Origin of the sequence: Shinella agrisoli (genome assembly GCF_046557955.1) — a bacterium.
GTDB lineage: Bacteria > Pseudomonadota > Alphaproteobacteria > Rhizobiales > Rhizobiaceae > Shinella.
Map to the genome: position 1 here is coordinate 23908 of NZ_JBJIEP010000017.1, position 18330 is coordinate 42237.

The 18330-nt window shown below is 67.2% G+C and carries 19 protein-coding genes; 11 read left to right on the forward strand and 8 right to left on the reverse strand.

Annotated elements, in window-relative coordinates; all coding sequences use genetic code 11:
* The first annotated feature begins 2 nt into the window (after positions 1-2).
* From ACIIOY_RS17930 to ACIIOY_RS17950, 5 genes are read left to right on the forward strand one after another with little or no spacing between them, the layout of a single operon-like run.
* Complete coding sequence (locus ACIIOY_RS17930) at positions 3-989, forward strand: ABC transporter substrate-binding protein (RefSeq protein WP_411036044.1); 987 nt, start codon at positions 3-5, stop codon at positions 987-989.
* Complete coding sequence (locus ACIIOY_RS17935) at positions 932-1261, forward strand: periplasmic substrate-binding domain-containing protein (protein ID WP_411036045.1); 330 nt, start codon at positions 932-934, stop codon at positions 1259-1261. Before ACIIOY_RS17930 ends, ACIIOY_RS17935 begins: the two co-directional genes overlap by 58 nt.
* 13 nt (positions 1262-1274) lie before the next feature.
* Positions 1275-2213, forward strand: coding sequence for an ABC transporter permease (locus tag ACIIOY_RS17940; RefSeq protein ID WP_411036046.1), 939 nt, complete (start codon positions 1275-1277; stop codon positions 2211-2213).
* Complete coding sequence (locus ACIIOY_RS17945) at positions 2210-3031, forward strand: ABC transporter permease (protein WP_411036047.1); 822 nt, start codon at positions 2210-2212, stop codon at positions 3029-3031. The genes ACIIOY_RS17940 and ACIIOY_RS17945 overlap by 4 nt, the downstream gene beginning before the upstream one ends.
* Positions 3028-4452 (forward strand): ABC transporter ATP-binding protein, encoded by a 1425-nt coding sequence (locus ACIIOY_RS17950; protein ID WP_411036048.1) that lies wholly within the window; start codon positions 3028-3030, stop codon positions 4450-4452. Before ACIIOY_RS17945 ends, ACIIOY_RS17950 begins: the two co-directional genes overlap by 4 nt.
* A 4-nt stretch (positions 4453-4456) precedes the next feature.
* Here ACIIOY_RS17950 and ACIIOY_RS17955 read toward each other — a convergent pair whose 3' ends face one another.
* Positions 4457-5701 (reverse strand): MFS transporter, encoded by a 1245-nt coding sequence (locus ACIIOY_RS17955; RefSeq protein WP_411036049.1) that lies wholly within the window; start codon positions 5699-5701, stop codon positions 4457-4459.
* Between the two features lie 329 nt (positions 5702-6030).
* The gene (locus ACIIOY_RS17960; RefSeq protein ID WP_411036050.1) at positions 6031-6591 is read right to left on the reverse strand and encodes an Ig-like domain-containing protein; all 561 of its coding nucleotides are present in this window, start codon (positions 6589-6591) and stop codon (positions 6031-6033) included.
* A gap of 50 nt (positions 6592-6641) precedes the next feature.
* On the opposite strand from ACIIOY_RS17960, the gene ACIIOY_RS17965 reads away from it, so the two are divergent.
* The 3 genes from ACIIOY_RS17965 to ACIIOY_RS17975 all read left to right on the forward strand — a co-directional run bounded on the left by ACIIOY_RS17965 (position 6642) and on the right by ACIIOY_RS17975 (position 8795).
* Positions 6642-7445: a hypothetical protein gene (locus ACIIOY_RS17965; protein WP_411036051.1), complete on the forward strand. Its 804-nt coding sequence runs from the start codon at positions 6642-6644 to the stop codon at positions 7443-7445.
* Between the two features lie 12 nt (positions 7446-7457).
* Positions 7458-8273 carry a hypothetical protein gene (locus ACIIOY_RS17970; protein ID WP_411036052.1) on the forward strand — a complete coding sequence of 272 codons (816 nt, stop codon included), beginning with the start codon at positions 7458-7460 and terminating at the stop codon, positions 8271-8273.
* Between the two features lie 144 nt (positions 8274-8417).
* Positions 8418-8795 (forward strand): hypothetical protein, encoded by a 378-nt coding sequence (locus tag ACIIOY_RS17975; protein WP_411036053.1) that lies wholly within the window; start codon positions 8418-8420, stop codon positions 8793-8795.
* Positions 8796-8883: 88 nt separating this feature from the next.
* Here ACIIOY_RS17975 and ACIIOY_RS17980 read toward each other — a convergent pair whose 3' ends face one another.
* The 6 genes from ACIIOY_RS17980 to coxB all read right to left on the reverse strand — a co-directional run bounded on the left by ACIIOY_RS17980 (position 8884) and on the right by coxB (position 15109).
* Complete coding sequence (locus ACIIOY_RS17980; protein WP_411036054.1) at positions 8884-9330, reverse strand: CBS domain-containing protein; 447 nt, start codon at positions 9328-9330, stop codon at positions 8884-8886.
* A 114-nt stretch (positions 9331-9444) separates the two neighbouring features.
* The gene (locus ACIIOY_RS17985) at positions 9445-10497 is read right to left on the reverse strand and encodes a c-type cytochrome (RefSeq protein ID WP_411036055.1); all 1053 of its coding nucleotides are present in this window, start codon (positions 10495-10497) and stop codon (positions 9445-9447) included.
* Positions 10491-11120, reverse strand: coding sequence for a cytochrome c oxidase assembly protein (locus tag ACIIOY_RS17990; protein ID WP_411036056.1), 630 nt, complete (start codon positions 11118-11120; stop codon positions 10491-10493). Before ACIIOY_RS17990 ends, ACIIOY_RS17985 begins: the two co-directional genes overlap by 7 nt.
* A complete protein-coding gene (locus tag ACIIOY_RS17995) occupies positions 11117-11497 on the reverse strand; it encodes a hypothetical protein (protein WP_411036057.1) in 381 nt (126 codons plus the stop codon). Before ACIIOY_RS17995 ends, ACIIOY_RS17990 begins: the two co-directional genes overlap by 4 nt.
* A gap of 4 nt (positions 11498-11501) precedes the next feature.
* Positions 11502-14021 carry a cytochrome c oxidase subunit I gene (gene ctaD, locus ACIIOY_RS18000; protein WP_411036058.1) on the reverse strand — a complete coding sequence of 840 codons (2520 nt, stop codon included), beginning with the start codon at positions 14019-14021 and terminating at the stop codon, positions 11502-11504.
* Positions 14018-15109: a cytochrome c oxidase subunit II gene (gene coxB, locus ACIIOY_RS18005; protein WP_411036059.1), complete on the reverse strand. Its 1092-nt coding sequence runs from the start codon at positions 15107-15109 to the stop codon at positions 14018-14020. The genes ctaD and coxB overlap by 4 nt, the downstream gene beginning before the upstream one ends.
* Positions 15110-15385: 276 nt before the next feature.
* On the opposite strand from coxB, the gene ACIIOY_RS18010 reads away from it, so the two are divergent.
* The 3 genes from ACIIOY_RS18010 (at position 15386) to ACIIOY_RS18020 (ending at position 18258) form a co-directional block, all read left to right on the forward strand.
* Positions 15386-15598: a hypothetical protein gene (locus ACIIOY_RS18010; RefSeq protein ID WP_411036060.1), complete on the forward strand. Its 213-nt coding sequence runs from the start codon at positions 15386-15388 to the stop codon at positions 15596-15598.
* 438 nt (positions 15599-16036) lie between these two features.
* Positions 16037-17212 (forward strand): elongation factor Tu, encoded by a 1176-nt coding sequence (tuf, locus tag ACIIOY_RS18015; protein ID WP_411036061.1) that lies wholly within the window; start codon positions 16037-16039, stop codon positions 17210-17212.
* Positions 17213-17601: 389 nt separating this feature from the next.
* Positions 17602-18258: a hypothetical protein gene (locus tag ACIIOY_RS18020; protein WP_411036062.1), complete on the forward strand. Its 657-nt coding sequence runs from the start codon at positions 17602-17604 to the stop codon at positions 18256-18258.
* Positions 18259-18330 lie beyond the last annotated feature (72 nt).

Sequence of the window (18330 nt, forward strand, 5' to 3'; positions counted from 1 at the left end):
TGATGCGCATTGTGAAAGCGCTCTTCCTGACATTGGCGCTCGGAGCGTCGCTGCCGATCGGCCATGCCTGCGCCGAGGCCCTGAAGATTGCCGGCCCCTGGGAGATCGCCGGCATCGATCCGGCCCAGACCGGCTACATCTTCAGCCGCCTTCAGGTGGCCGAGACGCTGGTTACCGCCGACAGGCAGGGCCGGCTGGTTCCGGGGCTGGCCGAAAGCTGGAACGTCTCCGGGGACGGGCTGGCATGGCGCTTCACGCTTCGCCGCGACGCTCTCTTCCACGACGGCTCTCCCGTCACGGCGGATGCGGCGGCGGCGAGCCTCAACCGGGCGCTTGCCGGTGTCGGCGTTCTGTCGCAGGCGCCGGTCGCAGGCATCGAAAGCGACGGGCAGGACGTGGTGATCCGCCTCGAAAAGCCGTTCTCCGCCCTGCCGGCCTATCTCGTCCATTTCAGCACGATCGTTCTTGCGCCTTCGTCCTTCGACGCTGCGGGCAGGGTGACGGGGATCGTCGGCACCGGCCCCTATAAGGTCAAGCGCCTGACGCCGCCGGCGCGGCTGGAGATGGAGGCCTCGGAGAGCTGGTGGGGCGGCAAGCCCGGCATCGCCGAAGTCAGCTATCTGGCCGTGGGGCAGGGCGAAACGCGCGCGGTGATGGCCGAGAGCGGCGAGGCCGATCTGGTCTTCTCCATGCTGCCCGTGTCGGTGGACCGGCTGAAGGCCGATCCGAAGCTTGACGTGCAGATCGCCACCATTCCCCGCACGCGGCTCCTGAAGCTCAACGCCGCCTCGCCGTTCTTCGACGAGGTGGAGGAGCGGCAGGCCGTCAGCCTCGCGCTCGATCGTGCCGGGATCGCCAAGGTGATCCTGCGCAATCCGGCGCTGGCGGCCACCCAGCTCTTCCCGCCCGCCACCAGGACGGCACGCTGCAAATGGGGCTGGTGTCCCGCCTCTATTCCATCGTGCCCGACCCGGTCGGCACGCTCCTGACCGACTACGCGCCGGGCGGCAGCGATTGGGGCGCGACGGGATGGGAGAACGCGCAAATGCAGGACATCATCGCGAAACTGGCCGTCACCAGCGATCCGGGCGAACGCGCCGGGCTGCAACGCCGGTCGGTCGAGATCCTGCAGGCGGAACTGCCGGGCATTCCCGTTACCTGGTCCGAGCTCGCGATCGTTTCCAACAAGCGGATCGCCGGGGTGGAGGTCGATCCGCTGGAGGTGAACTACGGCGTCGCCGCAATTCGCTGGGCCGAGTGACGGAGTGCGACCGATGAAACGCTTCCTTCTCGCGCGTCTCGTGCAGATGGCCGTCGTCGCCGTCACCGTCGGTGCGCTGTGCTTCGTTCTCATGCGGGTGCTGCCGGGCGATGCCGCCATGCGGATCGCCGCCGGCCGCTACGGGCCGGACGCCGGCATCGCCGGCGCGGCGGAAAAGGTCCGCCTGGAGCTCGGCCTCGACCGCCCCTGGCCGGCCCAGTTCCTCGAATGGCTCGGCAGCCTCCTGCGCTTCGATCTCGGGCACTCCCTGGTGACGGGCGCTCCGGTCGTCGAGGAGTTAAAGACGCAGCTCGGCGCGTCGGTCTGGCTGGCGGCGGCGGCGCTTTTCCTCTCGCTTTTGATCGGCCCCGCCGTCGGCGTGCTCTGCGGCCTGAAGCCCGGCGGCATCGCCGACCGGCTCGGCCTTGCCGGCGCGGCGGTGTTCCGCGCCGTCCCGCCCTTCGTGCTGGGGCTGGTGCTGATGCTGGTCTTTTCCAAGCAGCTCGGCTGGCTGCCGCCGGCGGGCTTCGGCTCGCCGCGCGAGATCCTGCTGCCGGCGCTCACGCTGTCGCTCGGGCTTGCCGCCATGTCGAGCCGGGTGACGCGCAACGCCGTCGCCGCCGTGGCAAGCGCGCCCTATTTCGCCTTCGCCCGCCACAAGGGGCTTGCCGAGGCCGTTGTGGTGCGCCGGCATGGCCTGCGCAACGCCGCCATTCCGGTGGTTTCCTATCTCGGCCTGCAGGCGATCTACCTCATCGAAGGCGTCGTGGTGGTGGAATCGCTCTTCGCCTATCCCGGCATCGGCCATGCGCTGGTCCACGCCATCGTCGAGCGCGACGTTCCCATGGTGCAGGGAACGGCGCTGACCATGGGCCTGATGTTCGTCGTCATCACCGCTGCCGTCGACGGGTTTTCGCTCTGGCTCGATCCGCGCCTCAGGAGGACGCCATGACAACCCGCGACATCTTGCTCGACCATCCGCGCCTGCGCTCCGGCGGCAGCCGGCTCCTCGGGGCGGCGCTTCTGGTTGCCGTCGGCGGTTTCGCGCTGCTCGGACCGCTCCTCATAACGGCCGATCCGGCCGCGCAGGATTTCGGCGCAAGCCTCGCGCCGATCGGCGGCGATCATCTGCTCGGGACCGATCACTACGGCCGCAGCCTGCTTGCGCGCCTTGCGCATGGGGCGCGGCTGTCCTTCGGGCTCGCCTTCCTCACCATGCTGGCCGCCGCCGTTCCGGGCGTGCTGCTCGGCCTTGCCGCCGCGTGGAAGGGCGGATGGCTGGCTCGGGGGCTCGATTTCCTGGCCACGGTGGTGCTCGCCCTTCCGGGGCTGATGCTCGTGCTTCTGCTTCTGGCGTTCGCGCCGGGAAATTACGGCCCGCTGTTTCTCGGCCTGGCGCTGACGCTCTGGGTGGAGTTCTACCGGGTGACGCGCGCCGCGACGGCGACGATCCTGGTGCAGCCGCAGATCGAGGCCGCCCGGATGCTGGGCTTCGGGCCGGGTTACATCCTGCGCAACCAGGTGCTGCCGGCAATCGCGCCGATGATCGCGACGCTCTCGGCCTTCGCCATGGCGAGCGCCATCGTCGCGGTTTCCACGCTCAGCGCCATCAGCGTCGGCCTGCAGCCGCCGACGCCGGAACTGGGCAGCATGATCGTCGAGCTTCTGCCGTATTACGCCGAGGCGCCGGTGCATGTGCTGCTGCCCGCCGCCCTCATTTTCCTTCTGGTGCTCGGCCTTCAACTCGTCGCGCAGGGAGAACGCCCATGAACGTCCGGGCAAGCATGGAAGAACTGACGGTCGACGGCCTTTGCGTCGATGCCGGCAGGCAGAGGATCGTCACGGACGTCTCCTTTTCGATCCGCGCCGGCGCGCCTTTGACCCTGCTGGGCGAAAGCGGTTCCGGCAAGTCGCTGGTGGCGCAGGCGATCATGGGGAACCTGCCGCCGGAGCTCCACGCCTCCGGCCGGGCGGTCCTCGGCGGCGCCGATCTGCTGGCAGGCTCCCCCGCCGCGCGGCGCGGCCGCTGGGGACGCGCGATTTCGCTGATGCCGCAGGAGCCGTGGCTGGCGCTCGATCCGACCATGCGGGTCGCGGCGCAAGTGGCGGAGGTGCACCGCCATGTGAAGGGAAGGGATGCGCGCCGCAGCGCGCGGCTGGCGCAGGACGACCTTGCCGATGTCGGCCTCGGCCATGCCGGTTCGCTCTATCCGTTCCAGATGTCCGGCGGCATGTGCCAGCGGGTGGCGATCGCCATCGCCCATGCCGGCGGCAGCGACCTCGTCATCGCCGACGAGCCGACCAAGGGGCTGGATACCGACCTGCGGGATTCCGTCGCCTCGCGGCTGAAGCGCGAGGCGGAAGACGGGCGCCTGCTGCTGACCATCACCCATGACGTGGCGGTGGCTCGCGCGCTTGGCGGCACGGTGGGCGTCATGCTCGACGGGCGGCTGGTGGAATACGGCGCGGCCGGGACGCTGCTGGACGCGCCGCAGCACGATTATACCCGCGCGCTGGTCGCCGCCGACCCGCAAGGCTGGGCGCGGCAGGCGCCGGCGGGCGGGGGCGGGGTCGTGCTCTGCGGGCGCGGGCTGGCAAAGTCCTTCGGCGGCAGGACCCTGTTCCGCAATCTCGACATCGAGCTTCGCGCCGGCGAGATCGTCTCGATCGTCGGTCCGAGCGGCTGCGGCAAGACCACCGTGGGCAACATCCTGCTCGGGCTCGTTCCCCCGGATGCGGGAGAGGTGGCGCGGGGCGGCGGCCATGCGCCCTTGCGCTTCCAGAAGCTCTATCAGGATCCGCCGGCCGCCTTCATCCCGCATCAGCCGCTGCGCAAGGGGCTTGCCGATCTGGCAAGGCTGCACGGGCGGCCATGGTCCGAGGTCGAGGCGCTGCTGGCCCGGTTGCGTCTGCGGAACGACCTGCTCGACCGGCGGCCGGGGCAGGTTTCCGGCGGTGAGTTGCAGCGTTTCGCGGTCCTGCGTGCCCTGCTGCTCGATCCGGTCTTCCTCTTTGCGGACGAGGCGACCTCGCGGCTCGATCCCGTCAGCCAGAAGGAGGTGATCGAGCTCCTCGTCGGCATCGTGCGCGAGAAGGGGCTCGCCATGCTGCTGGTCACGCACGACCGATACCTGGCTGATCGGATTTCCACTCGGGTTCTGACGCTCGAAGGGCGCGGTGCGCAGGCGTGAACGGTCACGTTCGCTCGCCGAAGTAGATCCGCCTGGCGGAAGGCAGCGCGGCGACGACGACGATGGCGAAGAGGCCGGCGGCGATGCCGATCATCACCTGGAGATCGAACCACTCCGCAAGCCAGCCGAGCACGAAGGCGCCGAGCGCGGGTGCCGCGCGGAAGATGAGCGTATAGAGCGCCAGCACGCGGCCCCGCATGGCGGGAAGGCTGAGCGACTGGGCCATGGACTGCATGGCGATGTTGCACACGACGTGGAACAGGCCCGCGATCGCGATCAGTGGCAGGGCGAAAAGTGCCGATTCCGCGAAGGAAAAGGCGATCAGCGCCACGGCGATGCCGAGGGCGGCGCCGTAGCTTATGCGAACGAGGGCCGGCGTGCTCTGGCGCCGCAGCATCCAGCTTGCGCCCACGAAGGCCCCCAGTCCCTGCGCGCTCATCAGCATGGCCAGCATCTGCGGCCCGCCGCCGAACGAACCGCCGGCGAGGGCCGGAAAGAGCTCGGTGAAGGGGCGGGCGAGCAGCGAGAACGAGATCGTCAGCACGAACAGCATCGCGATGGACGGCTCCGTGCGGATATAGCGGAAGCCGGCGAGAACCTCGCCGGAAAGGCGCGCGGAACGCGGGGCGAGGGCAGGGCGGTCGATCCAGCGGCGGACATGCAGCAAGGCCGCGAACACGACGGCAAAGGAAAGCGCGTTGAAAAGGAAGACGCTCTCGACGCCGGCCTTGACGATGAGCAGGCCGGCGATCGCGGGACCGGCCGTCCGGGCGACGTTGACGGCGATGGAGTTGGCGGCGATCGCCTGCGATATCCGCCCCTCAGGCGCGAGCGCGCCCGTCACCAGCATGCGAACCGGCTGGTTGAAGCCTTGCAGCGTTGAGTCCGCCACGGCCCAGGCGAGCAGCAGCCACGGCGAGGCGAGCCCGGCGGCGACGAGGAACCAGATGATGCAGCAGTTGACGACCGTGAGCGCCTGGGTGAACCAGATCAGGCGGTAGGGGTTGCTGCGGTCGGCGACCGCGCCGGCGAGCGGGGCCACCCATAGTGCCGCGATGAGATCGCTGAGGGCGACGGCGCCGACCCATGCGGGCGAATGCGTCAGTTCCCAGGTCAGCCAGCCGACAGCCGTCTTCTGTGCCCAGGCGCCGGTGAAGCTCGCGCATTGCGCCACGGCGAAGAGGACGAAGTTGCGGTTGCGCGGTGCCGGCTGCGGGGAGGCGAGGCTGTCGTCGTGGACGGCGGTCATGCGGATGGTTCTACTCGTCGATGGCGAGCGCGCCAGGCAGCGCGGCGCGCAGGTCTGCGAAGGCGCCGCCCGTCCTGACGCGCGGCTTGGGAAGGCCTTGCGATCTTAATCGCGCGTACGGCTCATGAAATACTTTTCCCCGCGGCGGGCGAAGGCATGGGAGGCATGTTTTTTGCGCAAGTCCGGAAAACCATTCACGAAACAGGGCCGCGCCGTAGAATGCGGCCGCTGTCGTCGAAGGCCCGTTCCAATCAGGCATGTTTACGGGCCGGAAGCGCACCGGAGACCTTTCTCACGTCAGAAGGCGTTGCCGGCCGGCGCGAGGAAGGCTACCGGATGGTGACCGTGACGCATCCGGAAAGGGATTTTCCCTTCACTTTCGAGGACGTGTTTTTCGTGCAGAACCTGTCCTTGCCCTTGAAGCCTGCGTTCGGCGTGTAGATCACGCCTTTTCCCGCCGCCACCGAAACCTTGCCGTTCTTCGGCTGCCGCGTGACGGTGACGTCCGTTGCAGGAATACGGGTCTTCCTGACGTCGTCTATGAAGCCCGGAAAGCTGATCCTGCAGCTCTTGTCGCGGGCGGTCATTTCGAACTGGCCCGCTCCCCTGCCGCTACCCCATCCCCGGCCGTTGCTTCCGGTGCACGCGGCGTGGACAGACGATGCAGAAAAACATCCGATGACGAAGGCAGTAATCAAAGTGGTGGCCGAGACGCGCATATTATTCACTCCCGTGTTGATTTCACCGCAGCCGAGTTCAGCAGTCGAGCGGGCGACGCTGCTTGGTTTCAGCGTTTGAAGGGAAGCACAATCCAGTAAATTGACTACCGGAAAATCGGGCAATCTCAGGAAAAATAGGAAAACCCCAAGAAAAACCCCTTCATCTTTCATGCCTTGCAGCTAGAGTGCGCATACACTTTCCAAAAAGGGGAAGCCTTGTCTTGACTTCGGAAGAATGGGGTGGATCGAGCAGCTGGAACGTTTTGTTCGACAGGCTTTGCCATCAGCGCGGCTATCCCGAGAACGCCGAGCTGGCGAGCGAATTGTGCCGGCAGATGGGGCGGTCGGGCGAAAGGGACTTCCAGGCGGCCGAGAAGAACCTGCGCGACTGGCGTCTTGGCAAACGCATCCCGCTGCGGCGCAACGCCGCCGTCCTTTCCAGGCTGCTCGACGTGGATTCGGACCCGTTCCTCAGGAGGAAGTGGGATGAAACCTACCACGCCGTGCATGGCGGCGAAGAGCGCGGCCGCGCTGTCGACCTGCAGGAGGCGGTCCTTGGGGGCGATGGCGGCAGGCCTGCCGGAGGGGGCGCACTGACGCCGCGGACGGTCCTGTTCTGGTCGGCGGCATTACCCGCCGGGATCCTGGTCGCGACGGGAATGAACGGACTGGCGGTCACGGGCAACATGCCGGCCGACAGGGCGGGACTTCCGACGGTCGCCTATAATGCAAGGGCGTTTCTGTCCGTCGGAACCGAGAAGCTCATACACGGCGCGGTCGAAGGATGCGGTGGCGCGCCTTCGAGTTGGGCCGACATCGTGCCGGGCCTGCCGGCCAGCAAGACGGGTATTTTCGTCGACGGCGGCCTTGCCACGAAGATGATGAACGGCTGCGGGGAGGAGATGGTCGTGCGCGCCATCAAGTTCATAGCCATTCGCCCGGGTGTCGAGGAGCTGAAGGTGCTCGACGACTACTTCAAGATCGAGGTGACGTCCGCCTCGGCCGGGCACGATCGAGGTCTTTGAAAAAGGGTGCCTATGGAAAGGAACTTCGAGCATATCGATACCTGGCACACGCTCTTCGATGCGCTTTGCGATCGCAGCGGCTTCTCCGACAACATGTCGCTGGCGGCAAGATATTGCGAGATGACGGGCGGGCGGGGGCAGAAGCAGTTCGATACGGCCGTCCGCAACCTCAACAACTGGCGCTCCGGCCGCCATCTGCCCCGGCCCCGGAGCGTCCGGGTCCTCTCGCGGCTCCTGAAGGTCGAGTCGGACGCGGGGCTGGCGGCGCACTGGAGCGCCCTTTACGACCGGGCGCGCAGCGCCTCGGAGCCTCCTGCGGACGAAGCTCCCGAAGAAAGCCCGGCAGCCGTTTCGGCGCGGGGGAATACGGCAGTGGACAGGCGGTTGATCCTGACGGTCCTTGCCGGGGCAGGGCTTTTCGCGATGGGCGTGGCGACCGGCCTTGCCTGGGACACGCAATGGAGGCCATGGCGAACGGAGGTCGATGACGCACCTCTCATCACCTATCTGCCCGAGGTCCGCCTGGTCGTCGGCCAGAGCCGCATCATCCATGGCGAGCGCGGCGATTGCGGCAGGTTGCCCCGCGAGTGGCGCGATGTGTGGGGCAATCTTCCGTCCTCGCGTATCGGCGAGTTCTCCGACGCGGGCGTGGTCCGGCGCTATTCGATGTTCTGCAAGGGCGTGACGCCGGCGCGCGGTATCCGCTTCACGGCGAAGGCGCCGGGCACGGAGGAGATGTACGTCACCGGGGACTACATGAAAATAACGGTGGTCGACGAGGCCTCGCTCACGGCTGCGACCCCCGAAGCCAACGAATCCGAACGCTGATCCATGCTCCTTCGATCGGCCGGCAAGCGCGGAATATTGTCCGCCGTGCTCGTCAAGCCGGTCCGGCGATCATATCCTCATATCCGTCGTGCTGGAGCAGCTCTTGAGCGCATCTGGCTTCGATAGGAGAGCGGAGGGGTTTTGATGCCTGGGACCGAACGGCGGAAAAGGACGCTATGGGAATGGCAGTACATCATCACGAGCTATGCGATCGCGGCGTGCTTGTTCGCCGCCGCGGCATGGCTGTCATGGGATTGGAGTTGGGCGGCAAAGGTGCCTCTGCTCGTCTATCTGGCGGTCGGCGCAGCCCTTTTCCCTCTCGTCCGCGTCCCGGTCGACGTGGCGATCACCGCTGCGGCGATATGGTCGCCCGTCCACTTCACGGGCCTCCTGGCAATCGTTCCGCGAGCCGTTCTCTACGCTGCGGCCTTGCTGTGCTGGATCATCGCCGTCCCGATCGGCATGGCCATGCGGTTTGCGGGCCGGAAGCTGTCGGCCTCCGGCAAGTCCGTTCAACGCTGATTGTCCGCCGCAGGTCGCGGACAGCGCAACGGACCCGCGAAGCGGAACGCCGCTTCACGGGTCCGGCACGCCTCGGAACGGTCGCGGCCTAGTGGGGCTGCGCGCTCGATTGGGAATGGGCGCCGCCCGGGCGGGAAATCGCCGCCAGCGCTTCGCCGGCGCCATCGCCTCCGGTCTCGACCGCCACGTCGCCGAGCGACAGGATGCCGACCAGCTGCTTGTTGCGGTCGAGGACGGGTATGCGGCGGATCTGCTGGTCGCCGAGGTTGCTGCAGACCTCGTCCAGCGCTTCGTCGTCGAAGCAATATTTCACCTCGGCCGACATGACGTCGCTGACCTTCGTATCCGGTCCCCGGCCTTCGGCGACGGCGCGGATGGCGATATCCCGGTCGGTGAGCATGCCCACCAGCTTCCCGTCCTTGCCGACCGGCACCACGCCGGCATCGATCTCCGCCATGATGCGGGCGGCATCCTGGATGGTCTCGTCCGCATTGGCGACACGCACATTGCGCGTCATGACTTCGCTGACTTTCATCGTCGGATCTCCTCTTTGTCGGAACTGACCTTGACCAACCCGCAGAGGCGCGTCCGGTTCCGAAAAAACTGGAGAATGCCCGTCGCCGGCGCGGGAACGGCGATCCGGACCTGTTCAATCCGATGGCCTGCGCGTGGCGAAATAGGCGGCGAGGGCCGTCATGTCGTCGGCTTCCAGATTGGCGGCCACCCGGATCATCACGTCGCGGAACGGCCCGCCGCCGCGCGTCTTCCCGGCGAAGAGCCGGAGCTGGTTGGCGAGATAGGCGGCGGGCTGGCCGGAAAGGCGCGGATAGGCCGGGTTTGCCCCGGCCTTGTCGTGGCAGGACAGGCAGGCAGGGATACGCCGGTCCGGATCGCCCTTCAGGGCGAGCGTTTCGCCGTGCCGAAGCCGTGCGTCCTCCGAGGCCGGCCGGGGGAAGGCCGGGGACCGGTCCGCGAAATGCCGGGCGAGGGCCTGCCGTTCCGCCTCGGCCAGGCCCTGGATCGCAACGGCCATGACCCCGCTTGGCCGCGTGCCGTCCGCATAGGCTGCAAGGGCCTGCTCGAGATAGGTCGCGGATTGTCCGGACAGCCGCGGGATGAGGCTTTCCGCTCCCAGCCGGCCCGGTGCGTGGCAGCCCTCGCAGGTCTCGATCAACCGGTCCATCCTCTTCGACTGGCTCGCGGCGAAGCCCGCCAATGCGCGATACCCGTCCGCGTCGAGCGCCGGATAACGGCGCAGGAAGGCGACCATCGCCCAGGCTTCGTCCTCGCGGCCCTCGACCGGCCAGGCCGGCATGCCGGTGAAGCGCACGCCATGCTGCACGATCTGGAAAAGCTCCGCGTCGCTCCAGGTTGCGACCTTGTCCGTCAAGTCCGGCGGAGCGGGCAGCATGTTGCGGACGCTCTCCGGCGGCGCCATGGCGGGCGAGCCGTGGCAGATCGCGCAGCCCGCCTCGAAATGGCCGGCGGCCATCGGCAGCATGCCCTCAGTGAAGGGCGGAACCGTCGTTCCGAGGGCGGCGGTGCGCACGGAGGAGCGCATCGCCCAGTGCAGGAACCAGTCCGTTGCTTTCCAATGGCCGGTGCTCGCGCCTATGCCGATGACGCCGGCCCAGGCGACGAGGAGGGCCGCAAGCGCGCCGGCGCCGATGAGGCCGGCGATATGTCTCCAGCCGATCAGCATCGCGGTTTTCCCGTCGGCAGTTTCGCGTCCTCGCGCAGCAGGCCTGCCAGCAGCACGATGCCGCCTGCGAGATAGGCGAAGGCGCCGGTCATCAGCATGACGACGCCGCCGATCTGCTGGTCGGCGGCGGCCGAGAGCGGCATGCCGAAGCAGGTGACATCGCCCTCGCCGTAAAGGGGGCGCGGGGCGAGCGCGAGCAGCACGCCCAGCAAGGTCATGTGCATGGAGGTGAACAAGAGGCCGATCGCGCCGGCAAGGCGTCCTTCGTCCGGGCGGAAGCAGGCGAGCCATAAAAGAAGGCCGGCGGCAAGAAAGCTCGCCTGCTCGACGAGGGTGAGGGCGAGGCTTCCGTCTGCGACGAGCCGCATCGCCGGGACATGCCAGAACCACACGACGACAAGCTCGACGATCGAGGCGAGGATGGGCGACGGCCGGGCCGGAGGCGGGAACGGATCGTGCGGCGTGTCGGCGATGCCGTAGGCGATCAGAGGTGACGCAACCGCGACCACTCCCATATGGACGACCATGTGTGCGGTGAAGGAGCCGTTCCCGAAGCTCGCCGCGAGGGTGGCGCCAAGCACGCCAAGCAGGCAGAGGCCGGTAACGAGCGCGATCCTCTTCATGGCTGGCAGGCCCCGATGAAGACGAGCGGCACGGCGACGAAGAGCACGGCCACGAAGCTGAGGCCCGAGAGCAGCAATGTCGCAAAGCCCTGGAAGAGCAGGCGATCCTTGCGGGTCGGTTCGTCGTGCGGCGGATCGCCCGAACCGAACCCCCATTGCCGCCAGGCGAGGAAGGCCGAGAGCACGATGCCGGCAAGCGCGGCGAGCGTGATCGCGCCGAGGGCGAAGCGTACCGCGTCGAAGGAAAGCGCGGCGGCGCCCGCCTTCGCGCAATAGACGGCGGCGGTGATGTAGCAGGCGAGGAAATGCAGCGCCCAGATCGTCGGTGCGGTGAAGAGGGTCCAGAGGCTTTCGACTTCCTTGGGGATCAGGCGCATGGCGTCACCTTGCCTCCGGAAAGAGGCCGATGACGCCGAACGACGTGATCGCCGTGATGACGAGGAAGTGCCAGTAGAGCACGACGTTGCGCAAATCCATGTCGTGGCGTGCGCTCATCCGGCCGGCGAGGCTGCGCGCCAGGCAGTAGAGCTGCATGACGATGCCGACGCCGCCGTGCAGGACGGTCCAGAGGGCGACGATCCACACGATCGCCGGATAGACATGGGCGGTCGGGTCCATGCCGTTGAAATAGGGCCCGGCAAGGCCGGCGCAACAGGCCGAGAGCGTCAGCAGGACGGAGACGATGAGCGAAAGGCGGGTGAGATCGGGCCGGTCATTTCCGTTGACGCGGCGGGCGATCAGCATGGCGAACCAGGCAAGCGTGAAGAGGGCGGCGGCCGCAAGCGGCCACAGCATTCCGGGACCAGCATGTCCCCCCGTGAAGTCCTCGTGGATCGTCCAGTAGAAGAAGTAGCCGAACATCAGGCTGGCATAGGCCGTGCCGTCGCCGGCCATGGTGATGAACATCGCCCACCAGCCGACCGATTGCGGCCCGGACGTGTAGAGCGGCAGGGTTTTGCCGAGGCCGACATCCCGCATCTCCTCCTTCGGGATGACGGCCGTGCCGGTCCACAGCCAGGCGATGATGGCGGCGAGCGTGACGATGGCGCAGAGAAGCGTCGCGATCCACCAGTGGAAGGTGAGCGCGATGAAGACGCCGCCGAGCGCGAAGGCGGCGAGAATGGTGAGGAGCGAGGTGCCGCCGACGCGCAGGCACTGGATCGGCTCCGCATCGAGCACGGAGGTGACGAGCGTCTCCCGCTCGCCGTCCCTCGCGTCGGGCAGGTAGTAGCGGCCGGCCTTGATGTCCTCGATGAGGCCGGGCTGGTCCCAGATCGGGTAGCGGCTCCTGATGATGGGGATGGAGCGCACGCCCCAAGTCTCCTCCGGCTCGGAAATCCATTCCAGCGTGCCGGAGTTCCAGGGATTCTGCTCGCCCTTGGGCTGGCGGTGCTTCGGGCGCACCACGTCGATCACCACGACGGCGACGCCCGCGGCGAAGATGAAGGCCCCGACGGTCGAGATCAGGTTGAACCAGTCCCAGCCGATGTCGGCGGGATAGGTGAAGACGCGGCGCGGCATGCCGCGCAGGCCCGCAAGATGCATCGGGAAGAAGGCGATGTTGAAGCCGGCGAACATCAGCCAGAAGGCGACCTTGCCGAGCCGGTCGGAGAGTTTGCGCGCGTTCAGCAGCGGATAGTAGTAGTAGATGCCCGCGACGACCGGAAAGAGCATGCCGCCGATCAGCACGTAGTGCAGGTGGGCGACGACGAAATAGGTGTCGTGCGCCTGCCAGTCGAAGGGCACGAGCGCCACCATGACGCCCGTCAGCCCGCCGATGACGAAGATCGCAAGGCCGCCCGCGCCGAAGAGCATCGGCACGGAGAAGATGACGCGGCCGGCCAGCATGGTGGCGATGAAGACGAAGATCTGCACGCCGGTGGGGATCGCCACCGCCTCGGAGGCGGCGGAGAAGAAGGCGAGCGAGATCTGCGGCAGGCCGGTGGTGAACATGTGGTGCACCCACAGCCCGAAGCTGAGGAAGCCGGTGCCGACGGCGGCGAGCACGATCCAGGAATAGCCGACGATCGGCCGCTGCGCGAAGGTCGGCACGATCATCGCCATGAGCGCGATGGCCGGCAGGAAGATGATGTAGACCTCCGGGTGGCCGAAGATCCAGAAGAGGTGCTGCCAGAGCAGCGGGTCGCCGCCGCGCGCCGCGTCGAAGAACGGCCAGTCGAACATCCGCTCCATCTCGAACAGGATGTCGCCGGCGATCAGCGGCGGGAAGGCGAAGAGGATCATGCCGGCGACGATCAGCAGGTACCAGGCGAAGAGCGGCATCATGTTGATGCGCATGCCGGGCGCGCGGCACTTCATGATGCCGACGATGAGCTCCACCGCGGCGGCGATCGAGGCGACCTCGATGAAGGAGAGGCCGAGCAGCCAGATGTCTGCGCCGATGCCGGAATATTCCTTGTCGGTGGCGAGCGGCGGATACATGAACCAGCCGGTGTTCGGCGCCGCGCCGAAGAAGATCGAGCCGCAGACGAACACGCCGCCGAGCGCAAAGCTCCAGAAGCCGAAGGCCGAGAGGCGGGGGAAGGGCAGCTCCCGCGCGCCGAGCATGGAGGGCAGCAGGAAGATGGCGACGGCCTCGAAGATCGGCACGGCGAAGAGGAACATCATCACCGTGCCGTGCAGGGTGAAGGCCTGGTTGAAGGTATCGGCGGAAAGGAAATCGTTCCCCGGCACGGCGAGCTGCAGCCGCACCAGCAGCGCCAACACCCCGGCGAAGAGCATGAAGAGGAAGGCCGCCGCGCCGTACCAGAGGCCGATCTCTGTGTTGTTGACCGAGGTCCAGTAGCGCCAGCCGGACGGCGTGCGCCAGACCTCGCGCAGCTGCGCTTCCTGCGCCTCCCGCTCTTCTCTGGAAAGCTCCGGCCGGGCGGTTTCGGTCATTCGAGCCCCGTGAGATAAGCGGCGATGGCGCCGATTTCCCGGTCCGGCAGCATGGCGAAGGCCGGCATCTTCGCGCCGGGCTTGACGGCGGCGGGATCGCGGATGAAGCGCGCGACGTTTTCAGGCGTGTTGGCGAGCGTGCCGGCGCCGACCGTGCCGCGCTGGCCGAAGAAGGTGAGGTCGGGTCCAAGGCCGGCCGGCGGCGTCACGCCGCGCACGCTGTGACAGCCGGCGCAGCCGTGATGCGCGAAGAGCCGCTCGCCTTCGCTGGCCGCCGGCCGGTTGCCCGCCGCCTGCGCCCGCCGCCAGGCGTCGTATTCCGCCGGCTCCATGACGACGACCGAGAAGGCCATCAGCGTGTGGGAAGTGCCGCAGAATTCGGCGCAGGGCGCGCGGAAGACGCCCGTTTTCGTCGGCAGCAGCGACAGCGTGTTCGTTCGGCCGGGGATCATGTCCATCTTGCCGCCGAGGGCGGGAATCCAGAAGGAATGGATGACGTCGGCCGTCGTCAGCGAAAAGGCGACGCGCTCGCCGACCGGCAGGCGCAGCTCGTTCGCCGTCTCGAAGGCCGGCACGCCGTCGCCGGCCGGATAGCGGATGCGCCACCAGAACTGCTCGCCGACGACCGCGATCGTCTCGGGCTCCGGCACCTGGCGGGCGAGCCATGGCCGGACCGCCGGCATCAGCCATACGGCGTAGGCAAGCAGCGCCAGCAGCACGGTGACGGGAAAGGCGACTCCACCCCAGGCGATGAGCCGGCCGGCCTTCTCCGCCGACCACGGTTTCTCCCGCTTCCTGCCGGCATGGACGAGCAGGCCGACGACGGCGAGCCAGATCAGCGCGCCGCCGACGACCATGACGAGGAGGAGCCGGTAGATCGCCGCCGCCTCCTCGCCCGCCGGGTCGAGCGCCGACTGCGTGCCGGAACAGCTGCTTAGCGGGATCAGCAGGATGGGCAGGGCGCGTGGGGAAATGGCTCTTGCTCCCTTGAGGTTTCCTGAAGCGATATGGCTCGCATCTTCGGCCGGGCAAGGGTGGTTCCGTGAACGGCGGCCACAATATTTGCGATCGCACGGCCGCGCGGACACGGATTGCCCTTGGGAGGCAATCCGTGTCCGCGCGGCATGCCCGAAACCAAGCGAGGGAGACATGGCTTTCGGGCAACTGCCGTCAACGTACCCGTTGCCGATGGAGGATCGGCGCCGCGGGCCTGACGATTTTCAATGGAGGGAGGCGGCTGCCCGGCACTGCCGGCTCCGGCTTCGGCAACCGGCGTGAAATGATTTGCGAGCCCGCCTTCCTTGTTTCAAGAGGACTGCCGCCCCATCTGTAATTCATTGATCTTGCAAGGTGGAGGCATACCGATGACCCATGACGAGATCCTGTCCGTCCTTGGTCCTGTGGACGACGAACTGGTGGCCGACCTGATGGCGACCGGTGCATCGGGCGAGGAATTGAGGGAGGCGTGGAACTGGCTCCATAACGACGAGGCCCTGATGGGACAGGGGCGCCCGCTGCCGGGCTCGCGCGTCGCCGAACTGATCGACCTGCTCGAGGCCGACGACGAGGAAGCCTGAAGCGCAGGTTCGCGGGCCACGACCGTCGGCTGCGAGGTTGTCCTCACGCGGTGCCGGCTTTGGGCCCGCCCGCTACAGGATGGGGACGCGAGGAGCAACAGGTTTTGCAACCCGGCGCATCCGGCGCGCTGCGACTTCCGGCAGCCCGCCGGCGCGCGCAGATCGACCGCTCTCAAGCCTTCGAGGGGAATATGCGGGGCGATTCCGGCTTTCCGCTTGGCTTCCTCTCCTGATTCAAGGAATCAGAATTCTGCTGTAAAGCTTTGTCTTGAAAAAGTGATTCCGAATTCCGATATGGGAGCGATCTGGCTCGCCTCAGCTCGTTTCCGGCATGTTTTCCCGTGCATTTAACGCTTGCGCATTCGTTGCGAAAGCCTTAAACGCCTGCCAAACCGGAAGGGCCGGTTAGCCCAACTTTCGTTCAGTAGGAAAGAAAACATGGCAAAAGGTAAGTTTGAGCGCACGAAGCCTCACGTGAATATCGGCACGATCGGTCACGTTGACCATGGCAAGACGTCGCTGACTGCGGCGATCACGAAGTATTTCGGGGAGTTCAAGGCGTACGACCAGATCGACGCAGCGCCTGAGGAGAAGGCGCGCGGGATCACGATCTCGACGGCGCACGTGGAATACGAGACGGCGAACCGCCACTATGCGCATGTCGACTGCCCCGGCCACGCCGACTACGTGAAGAACATGATCACGGGCGCTGCGCAGATGGACGGCGCGATCCTGGTCGTTTCGGCCGCCGACGGCCCGATGCCGCAGACGCGCGAGCACATCCTGCTTGCCCGCCAGGTCGGCGTTCCGGCGATCGTGGTGTTCCTGAACAAGGTCGACCAGGTTGACGACGCCGAGCTTCTCGAGCTGGTGGAGCTTGAAGTGCGCGAGCTTCTGTCGTCCTACGACTTCCCGGGCGACGACATTCCGATCGTCAAGGGCTCGGCCCTGGCGGCGCTGGAGGATTCGGACAAGAAGATCGGCGAGGACGCGATCCGCGAGCTGATGGCGCAGGTCGATGCGTACATCCCGACGCCGGAGCGTCCGATCGACCAGCCGTTCCTGATGCCGATCGAGGACGTGTTCTCGATCTCGGGCCGCGGCACGGTCGTGACGGGCCGCGTCGAGCGCGGCGTCGTCAAGGTCGGTGAGGAAATCGAGATCGTCGGCATCCGCCCGACGACGAAGACGACCTGCACGGGCGTTGAGATGTTCCGCAAGCTTCTGGACCAGGGCCAGGCGGGCGACAACATCGGCGCGCTGCTGCGCGGCGTGAACCGTGACGGCGTGGAGCGCGGGCAGATCCTGTGCAAGCCGGGTTCGGTCAAGCCGCACAAGAAGTTCAAGGCGGAAGCCTACATCCTGACGAAGGAAGAGGGCGGCCGTCACACGCCGTTCTTCACGAACTACCGTCCGCAGTTCTACTTCCGCACGACGGACGTGACGGGGATCGTGACGCTTCCGGAAGGCACGGAGATGGTGATGCCGGGCGACAACGTGACGGTGGACGTGGAGCTGATCGTTCCGATCGCGATGGAAGAGAAGCTGCGCTTCGCCATCCGCGAAGGCGGCCGCACCGTCGGCGCAGGCATCGTCGCCTCCATCGTCGAGTAATCCGGGTCCTTCGACCTGATAAGGGCCCCGCGGGAAACCGCGGGGCCTTTTCCGTGAAGCCGGTGCACGCCTGGCCCGGCATGACGGGGGGAGGGGTTCCGCAGTCCTGCCGGCAGCGGGGAAATCATAGAGCGCTTCTTTTCCGGACGCTTTGAAAAAGCCGGCTTTTTTAGCCGCCGGCCATAACTCGCCAGTTCTGGGGATAGAGGCGGCGGCTGCCAAAGGGTAGGTTTGCCGCGTCGCTTCGGGCGACTTGGCCCGCGGTACGATGCGCCGGGGGCACGGCGCCTGCGGATCGTCGCGATCCGGTTTGTGGGGGCGCCTCTGCGTGTGGCGGGCACGAGGCGTGCCATGCGCATCACGGCAACCACGAGACAGGCCCGTTCTCCATGCATGTTCTTGTCCGCGCGGCGCGCGCAGCGCTCGCCCTTTCGATGATTCTCGTAACGATGCCTGCCGGAAAGGCGCAGGCGGGTGATTCCCTCCTCATCTGGGCGCCGACAAAGCTCTCCGGCTATGCCTATCGCCTGCGCATGGGTGCGAAGGCCGCCGCAAGAAGCGACATGAGCGCCGGGGTCGACGTCTCTGTGGCCACGTCGTCGACGGGCCGGATCCGTAACACGCGCGACAACGCCCGGTTCTGGGCGGAAATGCGCGGGCAGGGGCGCTCCGGCGGCGAGCGCAATGCGACGGCCGCCTACAACCCCGCGACCGGGCGCGCATCGGCAAGTGCCGGCGTCTCGCGCCGGTGGATGGCGACGCGTTCCGTCGACGTCGTGGTGAGCCCCTCCGTCTCCGCCGATGCGAATGTACGGCATGGCTACAACGGCTCTGTGCGCATGACGCAGAAGGCGCAGGTGCAGGCCTTGCGCACCGGCACGTCCTTCATCGCGTCGGGCACCGCCGTCACCGGGAGCAGGAGGATCGGCACGGAGCTTTGCATCGAGCAGCGCGTCTTCGACGGCCTCGACCTGAGCGCTTCGGTGCGGCGGCAGGACGCCGAGCTGATCGGCGCCGTCAGGGCGCAGCTTCGCCTGCGCTGGTAGGACGCAAGCCGGCAGGGCGCGGCACCCCGCGCAAGCTGTGAAAAAATCTCGTCTCCGGACTTGCCAACTCGG